The sequence below is a fragment of the Streptomyces sp. CB01635 genome, assembly GCF_002803065.1.
Classification (GTDB): Bacteria; Actinomycetota; Actinomycetes; order Streptomycetales; family Streptomycetaceae; genus Streptomyces.
In genome coordinates, this window is sequence record NZ_NNBL01000001.1 from 466,724 (window position 1) to 485,126 (window position 18,403).

The 18,403-nt window shown below is 71.0% G+C and carries 14 protein-coding genes and 1 pseudogene; 8 read left to right on the forward strand and 7 right to left on the reverse strand.

The genetic code is table 11. The features are described from left to right. A partial coding sequence (locus CG723_RS47285) for a PucR family transcriptional regulator ligand-binding domain-containing protein (protein ID WP_234374091.1) occupies nucleotides 1-641 on the reverse strand: 641 nt, incomplete at its 3' end. 337 nt (nucleotides 642-978) lie between these two features. Here CG723_RS47285 and CG723_RS01945 point away from each other — a divergent pair. The 3 genes from CG723_RS01945 to CG723_RS01955 are packed head-to-tail and all read left to right on the forward strand — an operon-like array spanning nucleotide 979 to nucleotide 4,902. Further along, nucleotides 979-1,869, forward strand: a complete 891-nt coding sequence (locus CG723_RS01945; RefSeq protein WP_100591390.1) for an FAD binding domain-containing protein — start codon at nucleotides 979-981, stop codon at nucleotides 1,867-1,869. After that, nucleotides 1,869-2,498 (forward strand): (2Fe-2S)-binding protein, encoded by a 630-nt coding sequence (locus CG723_RS01950; protein ID WP_100591391.1) that lies wholly within the window; start codon nucleotides 1,869-1,871, stop codon nucleotides 2,496-2,498. The genes CG723_RS01945 and CG723_RS01950 overlap by 1 nt, the downstream gene beginning before the upstream one ends. Nucleotides 2,499-2,502: 4 nt before the next feature. Then, a complete protein-coding gene (locus CG723_RS01955) occupies nucleotides 2,503-4,902 on the forward strand; it encodes a xanthine dehydrogenase family protein molybdopterin-binding subunit (protein ID WP_100591392.1) in 2,400 nt (799 codons plus the stop codon). Here CG723_RS01955 and CG723_RS46010 read toward each other — a convergent pair. Beyond that, nucleotides 4,880-5,068 carry a hypothetical protein gene (locus CG723_RS46010; protein WP_159032367.1) on the reverse strand — a complete coding sequence of 63 codons (189 nt, stop codon included), beginning with the start codon at nucleotides 5,066-5,068 and terminating at the stop codon, nucleotides 4,880-4,882. The genes CG723_RS01955 and CG723_RS46010 overlap by 23 nt on opposite strands. Before the next feature lie 142 nt (nucleotides 5,069-5,210). Between CG723_RS46010 and CG723_RS01960 the strand changes: the two genes are divergently transcribed. Together CG723_RS01960 and CG723_RS01965 are read left to right on the forward strand one after the other, a co-directional pair. After that, nucleotides 5,211-6,668, forward strand: a complete 1,458-nt coding sequence (locus tag CG723_RS01960) for an NCS2 family permease (RefSeq protein WP_100591393.1) — start codon at nucleotides 5,211-5,213, stop codon at nucleotides 6,666-6,668. A 55-nt stretch (nucleotides 6,669-6,723) separates the two neighbouring features. Further along, on the forward strand, nucleotides 6,724-7,899 hold the full coding sequence (locus CG723_RS01965) for an XdhC family protein (protein ID WP_100591394.1): 1,176 nt from the start codon (nucleotides 6,724-6,726) through the stop codon (nucleotides 7,897-7,899). On the opposite strand, the gene CG723_RS01970 is transcribed toward CG723_RS01965, so the two are convergent. Continuing rightward, nucleotides 7,848-9,647: a hypothetical protein gene (locus CG723_RS01970; protein ID WP_100591395.1), complete on the reverse strand. Its 1,800-nt coding sequence runs from the start codon at nucleotides 9,645-9,647 to the stop codon at nucleotides 7,848-7,850. The genes CG723_RS01965 and CG723_RS01970 overlap by 52 nt on opposite strands. An 85-nt stretch (nucleotides 9,648-9,732) precedes the next feature. Between CG723_RS01970 and CG723_RS01975 the strand changes: the two genes are divergently transcribed. Further along, nucleotides 9,733-11,196 (forward strand): hypothetical protein, encoded by a 1,464-nt coding sequence (locus CG723_RS01975; RefSeq protein ID WP_100591396.1) that lies wholly within the window; start codon nucleotides 9,733-9,735, stop codon nucleotides 11,194-11,196. 13 nt (nucleotides 11,197-11,209) lie between these two features. On the opposite strand, the gene CG723_RS01980 is transcribed toward CG723_RS01975, so the two are convergent. Next, a complete protein-coding gene (locus CG723_RS01980; protein ID WP_100591397.1) occupies nucleotides 11,210-11,650 on the reverse strand; it encodes an SRPBCC family protein in 441 nt (146 codons plus the stop codon). Between the two features lie 138 nt (nucleotides 11,651-11,788). On the opposite strand from CG723_RS01980, the gene CG723_RS01985 reads away from it, so the two are divergent. After that, complete coding sequence (locus tag CG723_RS01985; protein ID WP_100591398.1) at nucleotides 11,789-13,003, forward strand: cytochrome P450 family protein; 1,215 nt, start codon at nucleotides 11,789-11,791, stop codon at nucleotides 13,001-13,003. Nucleotides 13,004-13,030: 27 nt separating this feature from the next. Here CG723_RS01985 and CG723_RS01990 read toward each other — a convergent pair. Then, nucleotides 13,031-13,811 (reverse strand): annotated as a pseudogene (locus CG723_RS01990) (polysaccharide deacetylase family protein). A 570-nt stretch (nucleotides 13,812-14,381) separates the two neighbouring features. Between CG723_RS01990 and CG723_RS01995 the strand changes: the two are divergent. Further along, nucleotides 14,382-15,875, forward strand: a complete 1,494-nt coding sequence (locus tag CG723_RS01995; protein WP_100591399.1) for a hypothetical protein — start codon at nucleotides 14,382-14,384, stop codon at nucleotides 15,873-15,875. On the opposite strand, the gene CG723_RS02000 is transcribed toward CG723_RS01995, so the two are convergent. Both CG723_RS02000 and CG723_RS02005 read right to left on the reverse strand, forming a co-directional pair. Beyond that, nucleotides 15,848-16,813, reverse strand: a complete 966-nt coding sequence (locus tag CG723_RS02000) for an oxygenase MpaB family protein (protein WP_100591400.1) — start codon at nucleotides 16,811-16,813, stop codon at nucleotides 15,848-15,850. The genes CG723_RS01995 and CG723_RS02000 overlap by 28 nt on opposite strands. A 137-nt stretch (nucleotides 16,814-16,950) precedes the next feature. Beyond that, a complete protein-coding gene (locus CG723_RS02005) occupies nucleotides 16,951-18,315 on the reverse strand; it encodes an MFS transporter (protein ID WP_100591401.1) in 1,365 nt (454 codons plus the stop codon). Nucleotides 18,316-18,403: the final 88 nt, after the last annotated feature.

Consider the following 18,403-nt stretch of genomic DNA (forward strand, 5'->3'; position numbering starts at 1 on the left):
CCCTCGATCGTCACCCGGTGCGGCCCGCGCCGCCCCGTGCGGGTGGCCGCCAGGTGCTCGGCCGCGAGGCGGGCGCAGACGCCGGCGGGCAGCTCGGGGCCCGCCGCGCTCGACCCGGCGATGGCCCGGCCCGCGGGGGAGAGTACCCAGGCGCGCAGGTCGAGGTCGGTGCCGAGAAGGTCGAGGACCACGTCGGGGCCGCCGCCCGCGGGGCCGGACGTCATGAGGCGCCGGTGCCGGTCGACGACGGCGGCCAGGTCGCCGGCCCGCTCGCCCGAGACCTGGCGCACGACGTGCTCGGTGACCGTCGCGAAGGCGACGGACTCGTTCACCGCGAACAGCGGGAGCCGGTGGCGTGCGCATGCCTCGACGATGTCGTCGGGAATGTCCCCGAGCTCGGCCTCACCGGCCGCGAGCGCGGCCACGCCGGCCGTCGCGAGGATGCGGACGAACGGTTCGGAGTCCGCCGCGTCCCGGCGCCACGCGAGCCCGGTGAGGACCAGCTCGCCGCCGGAGAGGTAGCGGCTGGGGTCCCGCAGGTCGGTGGTCATCACACCGCGCACGGTGCGGTCCAGTTCGTCCTCGCCGCCGAGCAGCCTGAGGCCCAGCGCGTCTGTATCAAGTAGGGCGCGCAGCCGCATCTCGTTGCCGCCGATCTGTCTCGAAGATTGTGCTTGCCTGACGGCGAGGCGGCCGGAGCCGCTTCCCGGGCACCGTGTCCGTGTTGCGTGTGGTTCTGCGCTTCAGGGGGAAAGCGGTGAGGTTCCCGGGGCCCGCCGTTTATATGAATCTACAAGACGTCCCGGTTGGCCAGCCAACTCCTTCATGGTTTCCGTGACTGACCACGGCGGAGTGCCGCGCTGTGTACTGAGCCCACTCCACGTAAACAGCACATGAACGAGCCTTCGAGGTCCGCACATCCCGTGGCTCGATCCGTTCGAACGACCGACCACGAGATCACGAAGAAGAGAGCCGCTCATGGACTTCCTTCGCCCCGCCAGCTGGGAGGAGGCGCTCGCCGCCAAGGCCGAGCACCCCACCGCTGTGCCGCTCGCGGGTGGCACCGATGTGATGGTCGAGATCAACTTCGACCACCGGCGCCCCGAGTACCTCCTTGACCTGAACCGCATCGGAGAGCTCGGCGAATGGGAGGTCGGGCAGGACACCGTCCGCCTCGGCGCCTCCGTCCCCTACACCGAGATCATGGAGAACCTGCGCGCCGAGCTGCCCGGCCTGGCCCTGGCCTCGCACACGGTGGCCTCGCCGCAGATCCGCAACCGCGGCGGCGTCGGAGGCAACCTCGGCACCGCGTCGCCCGCCGGTGACGCCCACCCCGCGCTCCTCGCCGCCGACTGCGAGGTCGAGGTGGAGTCCGTACGCGGCTCGCGCCGTATCCCGATCGACGAGTTCTACACCGGCGTGAAGCGCAACGCGCTCGCCGCCGACGAGCTCATCCGGGCCGTCCACATCAAGAAGGCCGACGGCCCGCAGCAGTACTCCAAGGTCGGCACCCGCAACGCGATGGTCATCGCCGTGTGCGCCTTCGGCCTGGCGCTGCACCCCGAGACCCGTACGGTCCGCACCGGCATCGGCTCTGCCGCGCCGACCCCGGTCCGCGCCAAGGCCGCCGAGGAGTTCCTGAACGCTGCGCTCGAAGAGGGCGGCTTCTGGGACAACGGCAAGATCATCACCCCTTCGGTCGCCAAGCAGTTCGCGGACCTCTGCTCGGCCGCCTGCAACCCGATCGACGACGTCCGGGGCACCGCGAGCTACCGCCGGCACGCCGTCGGCATCATGGCCCGCCGCACCCTGACGTGGACCTGGGAGTCCTACCGCGGCACCGCCGCAAGCACGGAGGGAGTCGCGTAATGCGCGTCAATTTCACGGTCAACGGCCGTCAGCAGGAAGCCGACGACGTGTGGGAGGGCGAGAGCCTCCTGTACGTCCTGCGTGAGCGCATGGGGCTGCCCGGCTCCAAGAACGCCTGCGAGCAGGGCGAGTGCGGCTCCTGCACCGTCCGCCTCGACGGCGTACCGGTCTGTTCGTGTCTGGTCGCGGCCGGCCAGGTCGAGGGCCGCGACGTCGTCACCGTCGAGGGTCTCGCCGACTTCGCCAGGCAGCGCGCACAGCACGGGGGCTGCGCGAGCGGCGCCTGCGGCGACGACGCGGGCAAGGCCGGCAAGGCGGGCACCTCGCTCCAGGACGCCCAGCAGTGGCAGTCCAAGCCGAGCGACTCCCAGACCGGCGAGGGCGATGAACTCTCCCCGATCCAGCAGGCGTTCATCGACGCCGGCGCCGTCCAGTGCGGCTTCTGCACGCCGGGTCTCCTGGTCGCCGCCGACGAGATGCTCGAGCGCAACCCGGACCCGTCCGACGCGGACATCCGTGAGGGCCTGTCGGGCAACCTGTGCCGCTGCACGGGCTACGAGAAGATCATGGACGCGGTACGGCTCGCCGCCGCGCGCCAGTCCGCAACTGTTCCGAGCCAGGGAGCCTGACGCCATGGCCGACACACGCACCACCGGCATCCCGTTCAACGTCACGCAGGGATCCAAGACCAAGGGCGGCATCGGCGAGTCCACGCTCCGCCCGGACGGCACCCTCAAGGTCACCGGCGAGTTCGCGTACTCGTCCGACATGTGGCACGAGGACATGCTGTGGGGCCAGATCCTGCGCTCCCCGGTCGCGCACGCCGAGATCCTCTCCATCGAAACGGGCGAGGCCCTGGCAACTCCCGGCGTCTACGCGGTACTTACGTACGACGACCTGCCGACCGACGTGAAGAACTACGGCCTGGAGATCCAGGACACCCCGGTCCTCGCCCACGGCAAGGTCCGCCACCACGGCGAGCCCGTCGCCATCGTGGCCGCCGACCACCCGGAGACCGCGCGCCGCGCCGCCGCCAAGATCAAGGTCGAGTACCGCGAACTCCCCGTCATCACCGACGAGGCGAGCGCGACCGCGCCGGACGCGATCCTCGTCCACGAGGGCCGCGACGACCACCACATCGGCCACGTCCCGCACCCGAACATCGTGCACCGCCAGCCGATCGTCCGCGGCAACGCCGAAGAGGCCGCCAAGAAGGCCGACTTCATCGTCAAGGGCGAGTACTACTTCGGCATGCAGGACCAGGCGTTCCTCGGCCCCGAGTCGGGTCTGGCCGTGCCGTCCGAGGACGGCGGCGTCGACCTGTACGTCGCCACCCAGTGGCTGCACTCGGACCTCAAGCAGATCGCCCCCGTCCTCGGCCTGCCCGAGGACAAGGTCCGCATGACGCTCTCCGGCGTCGGCGGCGCCTTCGGCGGCCGCGAGGACCTGTCCATGCAGATCCACGCCTGCCTCCTGGCGCTGCGCACGGGCAAGCCGGTCAAGATCGTCTACAACCGCTTCGAGTCGTTCTTCGGGCACGTCCACCGCCACCCCGCGAGGCTCTACTACGAGCACGGGGCGACCAAGGACGGCAAGCTCACGCACATGAAGTGCAAGATCGTCCTCGACGGCGGTGCCTACGCCTCCGCCTCGCCGGCGGTCGTCGGCAACGCCTCGTCGCTCTCCGTCGGTCCGTACGTGATCGACGACGTGGACATCGAGGCGATCGCGCTCTACTCGAACAACCCGCCCTGCGGCGCCATGCGCGGCTTCGGCGCGGTCCAGGCGTGCTTCGCGTACGAGGCCCAGATGGACAAGCTCGCCGACAAGGTGGGCATGGACCGGGTCGCGTTCCGGCAGCTCAACGCCATGGAGCAGGGCACGCTCATGCCGACGGGCCAGCCGGTCGACTCACCGGCCCCGGTCGCCGAACTGCTGCGCCGTGTCCAGGCGATGCCGCTGCCGATGGAGCGCCAGTGGGAGTCCAGCGAGGGCTCCGACGTGCGCCAGCTGCCCGGCGGTCTGTCCAACACCACGCACGGCGAAGGCGTCGTCCGGGGTGTGGGTTACGCGGTCGGCATCAAGAACGTCGGCTTCTCCGAGGGCTTCGACGACTACTCCACCGCCAAGGTGCGCATGGAGGTCATCAACGGCGAGGCCGTCGCCACCGTGCACACCGCCATGGCGGAAGTCGGCCAGGGCGGCATCACCGTCCACGCGCAGATCGCCCGCACCGAGCTGGGCGTCGGGCAGGTGACCATCCACCCCGCCGACACGCAGGTCGGCTCGGCCGGCTCCACGTCCGCGTCGCGCCAGACGTACGTGACCGGCGGAGCCGTCAAGAACGCCTGCGAGCTGGTGCGCGAGAAGGTCCTGGAGATCGGGCGCCGCAAGAAGGGCACCTACCACCCGGCGTGGGCGACGGCCGAACTCCTCCTGGAGGGCGGCAAGGTCGTCACCGACGGAGGTGAGGTCCTCGCCGATCTCGTCGACGTCCTGGAGGGCGACGTCGTCGAGGTGGAGGAGGAGTGGCGCCACCGGCCCACCGTCCCCTTCGACCTGGTCACCGGTCAGGGCAACGGTCACGTGCAGTACTCGTTCGCCGCGCACCGCGCCGTCGTCGAGGTCGACACCGAGCTCGGCCTGGTCAAGGTCATCGAGCTGGCCTGCGCCCAGGACGTCGGCAAGGCGCTCAACCCGCTGTCCGTCGTCGGGCAGATCCAGGGCGGCACCCTCCAGGGCATGGGCATCGCGGTGATGGAGGAGATCGTCGTCGACCCCAAGACCGCGAAGGTCAGGAACCCGTCCTTCACGGACTATCTGCTCCCCACGATTCTCGACACGCCGACCATCCCGGTCGACGTGCTCGAACTCGCCGACGACCACGCCCCGTACGGGCTGCGCGGCATCGGCGAGGCCCCGACCCTGTCGTCCACGCCGGCCGTCCTCGCGGCGATCCGCAACGCGACGGGCCTGGAGCTCGACCGGACTCCGGTACGCCCCGAGCACCTCACGGGAACGGGCCCGGCCTGACAAAGCTCTCCGGACGGTGCGTGCCTCCCAGGAACGTCACACTTCCCAGCCCGCACCGTCCGGAGCCTTCAAGTACCGCACCGCTCGCGGTTCTTTCCAGCACCACCACCAGCACCACCAGCACCAAAGGCGCCACCAGCACCACCGGTAGCAACACCAGCAGCACGGTTTCTTGCGTAACACAGCTACGCATTACCCCGTTCGTCTCGGGCCGTCCCCCGGGTCGTGCAGCCCACGCACCATCCCAAATCCCGCGATCTCCAACCAAGTTTGTGCGGGTGTCCCTGTGAACCTTGGGAGTAGGCACCATGACCCAGCAGTCTCTGGAGCCGAAGACCACCGCCGAAGACGCGGGCGCAGGCTCGCGTCCGTCGGCCGGCAGGTCTTGGCTCGACCGGTACTTCCACATATCCGAACGAGGATCGACTGTCGCGCGTGAGGTGCGCGGCGGCGTCACGACCTTCATGGCCATGGCGTACATCCTGCTGCTCAACCCCCTGATCCTGTCCGGCAAGGACGTGGCGGGCGACATGATGGGCCAGAAGGCCCTCATCACCGCCACCGCCTTCGCCGCGGCGTTCACCACGCTCCTCATGGGCTTCGTCGGCAAGGTGCCGCTCGCACTCGCCGCCGGCCTCTCCGTCTCAGGTGTGATCTCTTCGCAGGTCGCCCCCGAGATGACGTGGCCGCAGGCCATGGGCATGTGCGTGATGTACGGCGTGGTGATCATGCTCCTGGTCGTCACCGGCCTCCGTGAAATGATCATGAACGCGATTCCTCTCGCGCTCAAGCACGGCATCACGATGGGCATCGGCCTCTTCATCGCCCTGATCGGCCTCTACAAGTCCGGCTTCGTACAGGTCGGCAAGGCCACCCCGCTCATGCTCGGCGCCACCGGAGAACTCGCCGGCTGGCCCGTCCTGCTCTTCGCGGGCACCCTGCTCCTGATCTTCATGCTCCAGGCCCGCAACACCCCCGGCGCCATCCTGATCGGCATCATCACCGGCACCGTCGTCGCGATGATTCTCAACGCGCTCGATGTGATCAACCCCAAGCAGTGGGCCAACGGAGCCCCCGAGCTGCACGGCAGCGCGGTCTCGACGCCCGACTTCTCGCTCTTCGGCCATGTCGAGTTCGGTGGCTGGGGCAAAGTCGGCGCGATGACCGTCGGCATGATCGTCTTCACCCTGGTCCTCGCCGGCTTCTTCGACGCGATGGCCACCATCATCGGCGTCGGCACCGAGGCCAAGCTCGCCGACGACAAGGGCCGCATGCCGGGCCTGTCCAAGGCTCTGTTCATCGACGGAGCGGGCGGTGCCATCGGCGGTGTCGCCGGCGGCTCCGGTCAGACCGTGTTCGTCGAGTCCGCGACCGGCGTCGGCGAGGGAGCCCGCACCGGCCTCGCGTCCGCCGTGACCGGCCTGTTCTTCGCGGCCTGTCTGTTCTTCACCCCGGTCACCGCGATCGTGCCCCAGGAGGTCGCCTCCGCCGCCCTCGTCGTCATCGGCGCGATGATGATGATGAACGCCCGGCACGTCGACTGGGCGGACCGCGCCACCGCGATCCCGGTCTTCCTGACCGTGGTCCTGATGCCCTTCACCTACACCATCACCACCGGTGTGGCCGCGGGCGTCATCTCCTGGGTCGCCATCAAGGTCGCCCAGGGCAAGGCCCGGGAGATCGGGGCCTTCATGTGGGGCCTCACGGTGATCTTCCTCGTGTACTTCGCCCTCAACCCGATCGAAGGATGGCTGGGCGTCCACTGACGCCCGGCCCGTGAGGGCCCCGCGCCCTCCACGCAACCGACAAGGAGACCTAGAGATGCTGGACATCGCCGAAGAGCTGCACCGGTGGGTCGAGCAGGGACGCGACTTCGCCGTGGCCACCGTGGTGGCCGTCGGCGGGAGCGCGCCCCGGCAGCCGGGCGCCGCACTCGCCGTCGACAGCGACGGCACAGCGATCGGCTCGGTCTCCGGCGGCTGTGTGGAGGGCGCCGTCTACGAACTGTGCCGACAGGCGCTCCAGGACGGCGAGACCGTCCTCGAACGCTTCGGCTACAGCGACGACGACGCCTTCGCCGTGGGGCTCACCTGCGGCGGAATCATCGACATCCTGGTCACCCCGGTTCGCGCGGACACCCCGGGACGGGAGGTGCTCGCGACGGCGCTGTCCGCCGCCGCCCGAGGCAGGGCGGCGGCGGTCGCGCGCATCACCGAGGGCCCGGCCGAACTCATGGGCCGCGCCATCCTCGTACGCGACGACAGCGACCCCGAGAGCGGCTTCGCGGGCGGCTACGAGGGCAGCCTCGGCGGGCACCCCGAACTGGACCGCACCGCGGCCGGCGAGGCCCGCGCGCTCCTCGACGCCGGACGCACCGCCACCGTGGAAATCGGCGAGAGCGGCTCGCGCTGCGGGCAGCCCCTCACCCTCCTCGTCGAGTCGTCCGTCCCCCCGCCGCGCATGATCGTCTTCGGAGCCATCGACTTCGCGGCGGCGCTCGTCAGGATCGGCAAGTTCCTCGGCTACCACGTGACGGTGTGCGACGCGCGCCCCGTCTTCGCCACGCCGGCCCGCTTCCCCGACGCCGACGACATCGTCGTGGAATGGCCGCACAAGTACCTGGAGCGTACGCAGACGGACGGGCGCACCGTCCTGTGCGTCCTCACCCACGACGCCAAGTTCGACGTCCCGCTCCTCCAGCTCGCGCTGCGCCTGCCCGTCGCCTACGTCGGCGCCATGGGCTCCCGCCGTACTCACCTCGACCGCAACGACCGCCTGCGCGACGTCGGCGTCACCGAACTCGAACTGGCGCGCCTGCGCTCGCCGATCGGCCTCGACCTGGGCGCCCGCACCCCCGAGGAGACGGCCCTGTCCATCGCCTCGGAGATCGTCGCCAACCGGCGCGGCGGCAGCGGCGTCGCGCTGACCGGCGCCCACACGCCGATTCACCCCGACGGAGCGCGGGCACCCTCCGTCCGGATCGGGTCCGTGGCCTGACCGGTCTTACCGGCCCGACCGGCCTGCAGGCCGAGCGCCGCGTCTCGCGCGGATACGAGCAGCTGGTCGATCCTCATGACGAGTGCCCGATGAGCCAAGTCCCTTACGAACAACGGCTGTTTGTGTGAGAACCCCGGTTCGTTCGCTGCTTCGGTGACACTGGCGAGGTGCCCGCGGACCTCGTGGAGGCGGGACCGGTCCTCTTCGCCGAGGGTGCCGGCAGCGGCGTCGAGCAGCGCCGAGAGATCGATCTGTCCTCGGTAGGCCTGCTCTCTGATGAAGCCGAGCGTCTTGGCGATGACCGACCCCGCCTCCTGCTGCCTGAGCTCTTCGAGCCCGGTCCCGAAGGCGTTGCCGAGGTCCAGGAGGAGCGCCGGGAGCGTGCCCGGGAGTGGCTCCGGGGGAGTCTCGGGGGCTGGCTCCCGTACGGGTGCGGGGGCGGGGACACGTACGGGACCTGGCTCCGCCCCGGGCTTCGCTTCGGGCGGTGTCACCTGCTTCGGCACCTTCGCCGCCGCGGCCACCACCACCTCCACCACCTTCGGTTCGGCCTCCCGTGGCCCCGGCACGAACTTCACCTCACCCGGCTCGTACGCTTCGGCCGGCCCCAGACAAGCTCCGGCCGCCTCCGCCGCGAGCCGGAAGAACCACCACCGGTCCCGCGCGTCGTACCGGACGCGGGCCGTGAACATCAGCGCGCACGCCTGCATCGACAGGAGCCACTGACCGGTCCACTGGCCCGAGATGGTGCGCTGGTGCAGCCAGCCGCCCGGTGCCTTCCGCACCTCGTCGACCGTCCGGGCCAGGCCCTGCGGGATCAGCAGACCCGGGGTGTCCCGGCCGATGAGCAGGTCGAGGAGCTCGGCGCGGGCGTCGTCGGAAAGGTGCGGCAGGAAGTCGGCCACCAGGCAGAGCAGCAGATGCACGGGGTCACGGGCGAGCAGCGCCCGCTCGTCGAAGCGCGACAGGTCGATCAGGACGTAGCGGTCCATGTCCGCGTCGGGCTCCCTGGGCACCATGATGTTGCCGGGGTGCAGATCGCCGTGCGCCCGGCCGCGCATCGGGTAGTCGATGGTGCGCGCCGCGAGCGGACAATTTCCCGTCAGGTGTACGGGGTTGGGGACCGGCGCTGCGTTCGGGCGGCCCAGTCTGATCCACGCGGTATCGAGGTTGAGGCCCAGTTTGTCGCGGACCCACACGGCCAGGGGTTCCGCCGGTTCGAGGCGTCGGTCGAGGAGTTCGGAGACGAACGAGGCCGCGGACATCTGCCCGTCCGAGTCCTCGTCCGGATTCCAGTCGGCCAGCAGGGACCGCGTGATCTGCGCGGCGACGCCGGGCATGCGCCGCTGCCGCAGGATCGTGCTGAGCGTCACCATGGTCTCGTCGTTGCCCGCGAAGCCCTGGAACATCAGCCAGGCGTCGTCCACCGGCATCGGATCGTAGAGCTGCTCCACGAGATGGTCGCGGGGGAACGAGGTGTCGCCGTTCGGCAGGGACCGCCTCGCGGCGACGAGCCGCCCCGGTTCCATCGAGGAGTCGCCGTCCGGGGAACAGAGCTTGATGATCATCCGGCGTTTGGTGCGCCCCGGATCGCTGTCCCGGACGAACACGGAGGCCAGGGACGCACCGCTGCCACCGGTGTCGAGCCAGGCCGGGGCGGTCAGCGGGCGGTGGTTCTGCTGCTGCCACTGGCCGAGCAGCGCGGCAGCGCGGGTACCGAACGGCGCGAACTGGGAGGAGCGGTCCATCAGTTCAGTATCACCGCAAGGACCGCGCGCGTGTTCGCCCTCGCGTGATATCTCCTGCGAGGAGGAAGAGAAGGGGGAGGCGACGATGGCACGTCTCAGGGGGAGCAGGCGTCCGAGGTGGCGCCCGGCGCCGGGCGCCACGGTCGACGCGGCCCGGCTGCGCGAGGAGATCACCGGACACGAGGGCGGCACCGGCGGCCCGCTCAGATTCGAGGGGCTGCGGGTGCGCGGGCGGCTCGACCTGTCCCGCTGCCGCGTCGACACCGTCCTCGAACTGGTCGACTGCGTCTTCGACGAGCCACTCCGACTCGCCGAACTCGCCGTCGGCGCACTGAACTTGTCGGGTTCCGAAGCGCCCGCCCTGCACGCGAACCGGATCACCGTCGACGGCGACCTGCGCCTGTCCGGAGCCACGCTCGGCAGTGGAACGCCCGTCCCTCAGCCGCTGACCGCCCCGCCCGCGGCCGGTGACGGCCCGCGGGTCCCGCGCCGCCTGCCGGAGGACTCCACGTCGGCCGTACTGGAACTGGCCGACGCGCGCATAGACGGCAACCTCGTCGTCGAAGAGCTCACGGTCGCCGACTCCGGCCCCTGGTCCCTGCTCGCCCCCCGCCTGAACGTGGCGGGCTCGGTCCACGCGCGCGGCCTCACCGCCTCCGGCGCCCTCTATCTGAGGGACGCCCAGATCGCGTACGCCCTGAACCTCAACGGTGCGGACGTCGGCGGCCTCGACGGCACCGGACTCGCCTGCGGGCGCGGCCTGTACGCCGACTGGGGCTTCCGCAGCGCCGGGCAGGTGCTGCTGCGCGCCGCCGTGATCGAGGGCGTGGTCACGTTCCACGACAGCGTCATCGGCGCACCCGCGGGCGCACTGCTCCTGAGCCGGCTCCGGGTCCCACGACTCCGCCTCGATCTGCGCGAACCACCGACCGACGCCGTGGTCCTCCAGGACGCGGCCGTCGACGTGCTCGTGGACTCGGCCGCCACGTGGGCCGCCCCGGGCCGGCTCAACCTGGAGGGCTTCACGTACAAGCGCCTGGAATCCGCCGGACCCGTCGACGTCCGCGCCCGCATCGGCTGGCTGACCCGCGACCCGAACGCGGGCGCGGGCTCCTTCGAGCAGCTGGCGACGTCGTACGAGAGCGCGGGAGACGAGCGGTCCGCGCGCACCGTGCGGCACGCGAGGGAGCGCCACGTGCGCCGCCTCGACCGGCTGTCGGGGCGCGCCTGGGGCCTGGTCCAGGACCTCCTGTTCGGCTACGGCTACGCCCCGCGCCGGGCGCTCGTCTGGCTGCTCTCCCTGGCTGCCGCGGGTTCCCTGTGGTTCGCCTTCCACGAGCCGCGCGCGGTGGGCGGCTCCGGACAGCGGGCCTGGGACCCGGTCCTCTACAGCGTCGACCTGCTCATCCCCGTGGCGAGCCTCGGCTACCGCGGCTCCTGGGATCCGCAGGGCGCGGGCAAGGCCGTCGCCGTCTTCCTCGTGGTCTCCGGCTGGACCCTGGCGACGGCGGTCCTCGCAGGCGCCAGGCGCGTCATCGGAAGAGGGTGAATGCTCCTGCGGCTCAACCTCCGTACTGGAGCAGCTTCTTGACCGCCCGTCCGAACATCAGGCGGCCCGCCCTCGCGAGCAGCGGGTCGCACCATCGCGGCAGCGGGCGGACGCGGATCTCCTCGCGCCATGCGACGAGGGACCCGGCGCCGTACGGCGCCACCTCGATCTCGGCCCAGCCGGTGACGAACGTGCCGCGCTTCTCCAGGCGGCACCGCCCGGCCGAGTCGCCGTACGGGGGCGCCCAGTCAACGACCTCCATGGGGTCGTCGAAGGTGTGGCGCCCGACGCCGGTCCGCGGCACGAAGACGGTGCCCTCGCCGGTCGGAGGCGGGGTCGCGAGCCTGACACGGGTGAGGGGGACGACGTCCCCGTGCCGCTCCCAGTCCGTCATGCGGCGCCACGCCTCGGCGGCGGAAAGCGGCGATTCACGGGTGATTCGGAAGAAGGCCACGCCCGGATCCTAGATCCGCGGGCGCCCTTCGCGGCGCTGCCCGGCGCGCGGCGGATCGCCGTGCTTCCTCACTCCTGAGACCCTACGATCTGTTGTGCCGATTTGATCATGAAACCCCCACGCCGGCTGGAGCGCCCCATGGCACACGACCCCCACGTCATCGACCCCGCGGGACGCGGACTCCACGCGGAGGCCGACCTGCTGCGCACACGCGGCACCGCCGCCCTTGTCGAACTCCCGGGCGGCATACGCGCCTGGGCCCCGACCCGGTACACGATCCTCAAGCAACTCCTCGCCGACGACCGCGTCTCCAAGGACCCCAACCAGCACTGGCCCGCCTGGATCAACGGCGAGTTCCGCGAGACATGGGTCAACTCCTGGGTGGGCGTGACCAACATGTTCACCGCCTACGGCAGCAACCACCGGCGCCTGCGCAAGCTGATCTCGCCCGCGTTCACCAAGCGCCGCACCGACGGCCTGCGCCCCCGCATCGAGGAGCTCACCGCCGGCCTCCTCGACCGGATGGCCGGGGCGCCCGACGGCCGCGTCGACCTGCGCGCCGCGTACGCGCACCCGCTGCCCATGCAGGTCATCTGCGAACTGTTCGGGCTGCCCGAGGACCGGCAGGCCGACGCCGCGCGCCTCATCGCGGGCATCATGGACACCACCGTCACCCCCGAACAGGCCATGGCCATCTGGCAGGAGGTGCAGGAACTCCTCGGGGGCCTGGTCGCCCTCAAGCGCGAGACGCCCGCCGACGATCTCACCAGCGTCCTGATCACCACCCGCGACGACGAGGACGGCTCGGGCCTCACCGAGCAGGAGCTCATCGACACACTGCTGCTCGTCATCGGCGCCGGTCACGAGACGACCGTCAACCTCATCGGCAACGCCGTGCAGGCTCTGCTCAGCCACCCCGACCAGCTGGCCCGCGTCCTCGCGGGCGAGATCCCCTGGAACGACGTGATCGAGGAGACCCTGCGCTGGGCCCCCTCGATCGCCAACCTGCCACTGCGGTACGCCGTCGAGGACATCGAGCTGCCCGACGGCGTCAAGATCCCGCAGGGCGACGCGATCCTCGCGACGTACGCCTCGGCCGGGCGCGACCCGCTGCGCCACGGCGAGGACGCGGGATCCTTCGACGTCGCACGCGTGGACAAGGAACACCTCGCCTTCGGGTACGGCGTCCACTACTGCGTCGGCGCGCCGCTGGCCCGCCTCGAGGCGGCGATCGCACTGCCCGCGCTGTTCGAGCGCTTCCCCGCCCTCGCGCTCGACGCGAGCGAGGGCGCTGCCCCGCACGTGGAGTCCTTCATCGGTTACGGCTACGGCGAGTTGAGGGTCACCCTGTAGGGACCCGGGCAGCACGGGGGAGGCGGGTCAGGGCCGGTAGATCTTGCCCGGCTCGGCCTTCCCCGGCGCGAAGAGCTGCGGCACGGTCACGAACACGTAGCCCTTCGCCTTGAGTTCGTCGATCACGCCGGGGACCGCGGGCACGGTGCCCTTGTAGATGTCGTGCAGCAGAATGATCCCGTCGCGTTTCGTCTGGTCGACGACGCGTTTCCTGATCACGGCCGAGTCGTTCGTCGTGTAGTCCTTGGCCGTCACGCTCCACAGGATCTGGGCGAGCCCTTCCTTCCTGGCGAGCTCGCTGACGTGGTTGTTCGTGCGGCCCTGCGGCGGCCGCATCAACGTCGGCCGCTTCCCCGTCAGCTGTTCTATCGCGTCGTCGGGCCGCTCGAACTCCTCCCGTATCTGCGCGTCGCCGATGTCGGTGATGGATCTTGTGGTCCCAGGTGTGGCTCGCGACCTCGTGACCCTCGCGCTCCATGCGTCTGACCAGCTCCGGGTACTTCGCGATGTGGTTCTTGCCGAGCAGGAAGAACGTCGCGGGGACATGTTTCTCCTTCAGGATGTCGAGCAGCCGCGCGCTGTGCTCGCTCGGGCCCGCGTCGAATGTGAGCGCCACGCACTTCGCCCTGCGGCAGTCGACGGTCCCCAGTGAGGCCGGCGCGTTCTTGGCGTCCGTGTGGCTCCTGTCGGCCCTGGCCCCGCTCGGGGCGGTCGTGTCGTACGACGTGCAGCCGCTCAGGCCGAAGGCCAGGGCACCGGCGGTGAAGAGCGCGGCGGCGGCGTGGAACGCGGCCCTGGGTTTCCTCATCTTCTGATTCGCGGTAGGCATGCGAGGACTATACATAGTGTGTATACGCGGAATGTATAGTCATGGTGTATAGCTCTCTGGTCTGCGGAGATGCCGGCGGCGGCGCGCTGATGCGCCTCGTGGCCTCGGAAGGCAGGGCCGACCGTGGCGTGCGCGCACGATTGACAGCGCGTGCGCCGTTGCGGATGGTGTCCCTCTGGCGCGACGCCTGACGGTTGGGGGACCGAGATGGGTGTGGGGGATGGGCACGCGGGGGCGGGATCAGAGGAGCGGGAGCCGCGGGATGCGGTGCCGGCGGACTCGATTCCCCGGGATGCGGTGACGCGGGAGCCGGCGGCGGTTCAGGAGGCGGGCCCGATCGGCTCGGCGCCCGGCGCCACTGACCCTGACGCGGGTCCGGGTTCCGCGCCGAGTCTCGGACCTCCAGGCTCCGGGGCGCCCGTCACGACGGGATCGGCGTCAGGGCCGGCCGCACCCCGACTGCCAAGCCACACACCGCCGCAGGCATACCCCGCCGCACCGCCCCCGCCGGCCTGTCCGCCCACCTTCGGACCGCCCCCGCCACCGCCGGTGGCCCACGCACCCAAGGCCCCCGTCGATCCTGTGCGGGCCGTGGCCGCCGGCCTGCTCAACCTCAGTGGACTCGGGGCCGGTTACCTCCTGCTGAGGCGCTGGGTCCTGGCCGCGGTCTGCCTCGCCGCCACCGCCGCGCTGCTCGTACTCGCGCTGCCCGCCGAACCCGAAGGCGTACCGGCCGGGCTGCTCGTCGGGTACGGGCTCCTGCTGCTCGTCGCCGCCCTGGACGCGGCACGGCGAGCCGCAACCACCCCACTGCGCAGCCCGGTTGTGGCGACAGCTCTCGGGATCGTGCTGCTCGCCGCGCCCGCCGGAGGCGTCGTCGCGTACGACGCCGCGCGCGACGACGCCGTGGAGGAGATGCTGCTCGGCCGCCTCGACGACGCCGACGCGCTCGTCGCTAAGGCCGCCGCCCGGACTTCGTTCGCCGAGGGCCGCGGCGACTACACGACCGCGCTCGCCCGCTACCGCGAACTCGCCCACGACCACGCAGGATCCAAGGCCGCCGGGCTCGTGCCCGACCGGCTCGACGCCTACTACAGGGCCGTAGCCAAGCCGTACACGGACAAGAAGGACTGCGAAGCGATCGAGCCGCTCACCTATCTGAGGGCCGTGCCCGGCAAGGGCATGGACCGCGACGTGCTCGGCTCCCTCGCCACCTGGCCGGACAAGCCGCTCGCCGCCTCCCTCTACGCCTGCGGCACCACCAAGCTCGGCACCGAGTCCGCCGGATCCGAAGGCGGTGAACTGGGCCGACTCCTGCGTACGTTCCCGAAGTCGGAGCAGGCGGGACAGGTCGCAGGCGCCCTGCGCGACGCCGTCGCCGCCCGCGACCGCAGCCTCGGCGGCGCCGAACCCTGCACGGCCACGGACGAACTGCGCAGCATCGGCGAGACCGCCGGCGCGCTCCCCGACGATGCGGGAGCGGGCGTGGCGACCGACGTCGACAAGGGCGTCGAGAAGGGCGTGTATGCCTGCGGCGTCGACGAGTTCAAGGACAAGAAGTTCGGCGACGCACGCAAGACGCTGGCCGACTTCGCGGACACGTACAAGAACAGCAGGAACAGGGCCAGGGCCGAGGACATCGCCATCGCCGCGGAGATCGCCGGGGTGCGTCCCGCCGCCGGTAACCGCCTTCCGCCCGCCGGGAGTCCGGGCGGCACGCGGATGACGCTCGTCGTCACCAACGACGGCCCCGGCCCCGTCGAGGTCCTCTACACGGGCCCCGTCACCGGCAGCGTCAAGCTGGCCGCCTGCGGCTCGTGCACGATGTATGCGAGCGAGTCGGCCGGCAGGAGCAAGGCCTGCAAGGCGAGCAGGACGTACCCGAAGGCCACGATCAGGCTGCCCGCCGGGAGGTACCACTTCCTCCACAAGCACAGCGCGGACACGACGGCGGCCATCTCCGACCGTGCCGCCGGAAGCGAGATCAGGCCGGGATACTCGTACACGCAGTGCAGTTACGTCGTGCGCGGCGGCGGCCTGTGATCCCCTGAACCCTCGCCGGGCGGCGCCGCGTGCGGGACGGGGCAGCCGCGCAGGCCCGGCGTCGCGTGCGGGACGGGGCAGCCGCGCAGGCCCGGCGTCGGGAACGTGCCGAGCTCACCGACCCGGTAGCCGTTCGGATAGCCCCTGATCTCCCAGTTCTGGCGGGCCTGGTGCGGCGCGCGGCGGGGCGGCAGCAGACGTACCGCACGGCCGCGCAGGCGGACGGCGCCCCGGACGAGCGTGCGCGTGAGAGGGCTCGGTGGCTCGTAGTCGAACGCGCGCAGGAGCGGCTCGTCGAGCAGCGCGACCGTCGCCTTCTTCAACACCGGTTCCAGGACGCCCGGATACCAGGAAGCCATGAGAGTGAGCGTCGCGTCCGAGACCCGTCGCCCGGCCTCGTCCCGGCCGAAGTGCTCGGCCTCGTACGTATCGAGGCAGGTCTCGAACTCCTCGTAGGACTCCGGGATGCCCTGGATTCCCATGTGCCGGCCCAGCGCGCGGTAGTAGTGCGCCGAGGCGATCACCTCGTGGCGCGAGAGGCGGCGCCAGCCGTAGGCGTCGATCCAGCGTCTGGGCACGACGACGAACGTGCACAGGACGTACCGCATGTCGTCGTTGCTGATGTCGTAGCTGCGGTGCATCTGGTTGATGCGGCGGATCGCCGTGCGCCCCTGGACGCTGTCGAAGCCGTGCTCGACGACGGTGTCCAGCAGCAGCGAGGTGTCGTCGTACCGCTTCTGCGGACGCTCCGTCAGTTCTCCTGTTTCGGCGAGTAGTCGGCCGATGCTTGGCACGGCATAGGTGCGGTAGAGCGCCAGCTCCAGTGCCCGGGTGAGGTCCCACGGGAATTCGTAGGTGGCGGTCAGCCGGTAGATCGTCAGCCAGTCCCGGTCCGGGTCGAGCCGCCGGATCTGCCGGAGCCGTTCATAGCGCTGCATGCCATCCCCCATCTGTGGCCGGGAGATCAACCCTACGGCGCGGCCCCGCCACCGGCTCCGATTCGGCGCGGTATGAATTCCGGTGGTGAAGTGCGGGGCAGCGCAGGGCAGTTCGGCCGTCGTGGGCGGTTGCGAGGTCAGGCCTCGGCGGGTACGCGGCCGGGGGCCCCGGCCTCCTGGCGCAGGCCGAGCCGGTCCGCGGGCACCCGGTGCGTCTCGCGCGCGGTGAGGGCTGCGATGACCGGCGGTACGCAGAGCGCCGCGGTGAACAGGGCGACCGTGGACCAGTCGTCGCCGTTCGGGCCCGCGAGCTGCGCCGCGAACGTCACCGCGAACCCGGCCACCGCGAAGCCGATCTGCGTACCGATCGCCACACCGGAGAGCCGCACGCGGGTCGTGAACATCTCGCCGTAGAAGGACGGCCAGACACCGTTGGCCGCGCTGTACACGACGCCGAAGGTGAGGATGCCGAGGACGAGGACCAGCGGGTACGAACCCGTGGAGATCGCCCACAGATAGCAGGCCATGAGCACGGCGCTGCCGCCCGCGCCCACGAGGTAGACCGGCTTGCGGCCGATACGGTCCGAGAGCTTCGCCCAGAGCGGGATCGCGCCGAGGGCCGCCACGTTGGCGAGGGCGCCCACCCACAGCATCCCGGACCGGTCCATGCCCACCGAGTCGCTCGTCGCGTACGACAGGGCCCACACGGTGAAGATCGTGCTCACGGAGGCGATCAGGGATCCGGCGACGACGCGCAGGACGTCGGCCCAGTGGTCGCGCAGCAGCACGGCCAGCGGCAGTTTCACGACGCCCTCCGTCGCCGCCTGCTTGGCGAAGGCCGGGGTCTCCTCCAGGGAGCGCCGGATCGCGTACCCGACGACGGCGACGGCGACGCTCAGCCAGAACGGGACGCGCCAGCCCCACGAGAGCAGCTGGTCCTCGGGCAGGGCCGCGACCGGGAGGAAGACGAGGGTGGCGATGAGCTGGCCCGCCTGCGTGCCGCTGAGGGTGAAACTCGTGAAGAAGCCGCGTCGGCCCGGCGGCGCGTGCTCCAGCGTCATCGAGCTCGCGCTGGCCTGCTCGCCCGCGGCGGAGATGCCCTGGAGCACGCGGCACAGCACGAGCAGCACGGGGGCGAGCGAGCCGACCTGAGCGCGGCTCGGCAGACAGCCGATGAGGAATGTGGACAGGCCCATCAGGATCAGCGTGAAGACCATGATCTTCTTGCGGCCGAGCCGGTCGCCGATGTGGCCGAGGAAGAGCGCGCCGACGGGGCGGGCGGCGTAGGCGACGCCGAAGGTGGCGAGGGAGAGCAGCGTCGCGTTCGCGGGGTCGGACTCGTCGAAGAAGACCTTGGGGAAGATCAGGGCCGCGGCGCTGCCGTAGATGAAGAAGTCGTAGTACTCCAGGGCGCTGCCGGTCCAGGCCGCGAGCGCTGCCTTGCGCGGCTGGGCCTCGGGGGCGCGAGGCGGCGCTGCGGCGCCGGGGGAGGGGACGGTCACGGCGTACTCCTAGGGGGACGCTTCGGCGATGAAGCGAGCGGAGGGGTGCGGGGTGGTGTCGCGGTGTCTTTCTCCGGCCCTGGGGCAG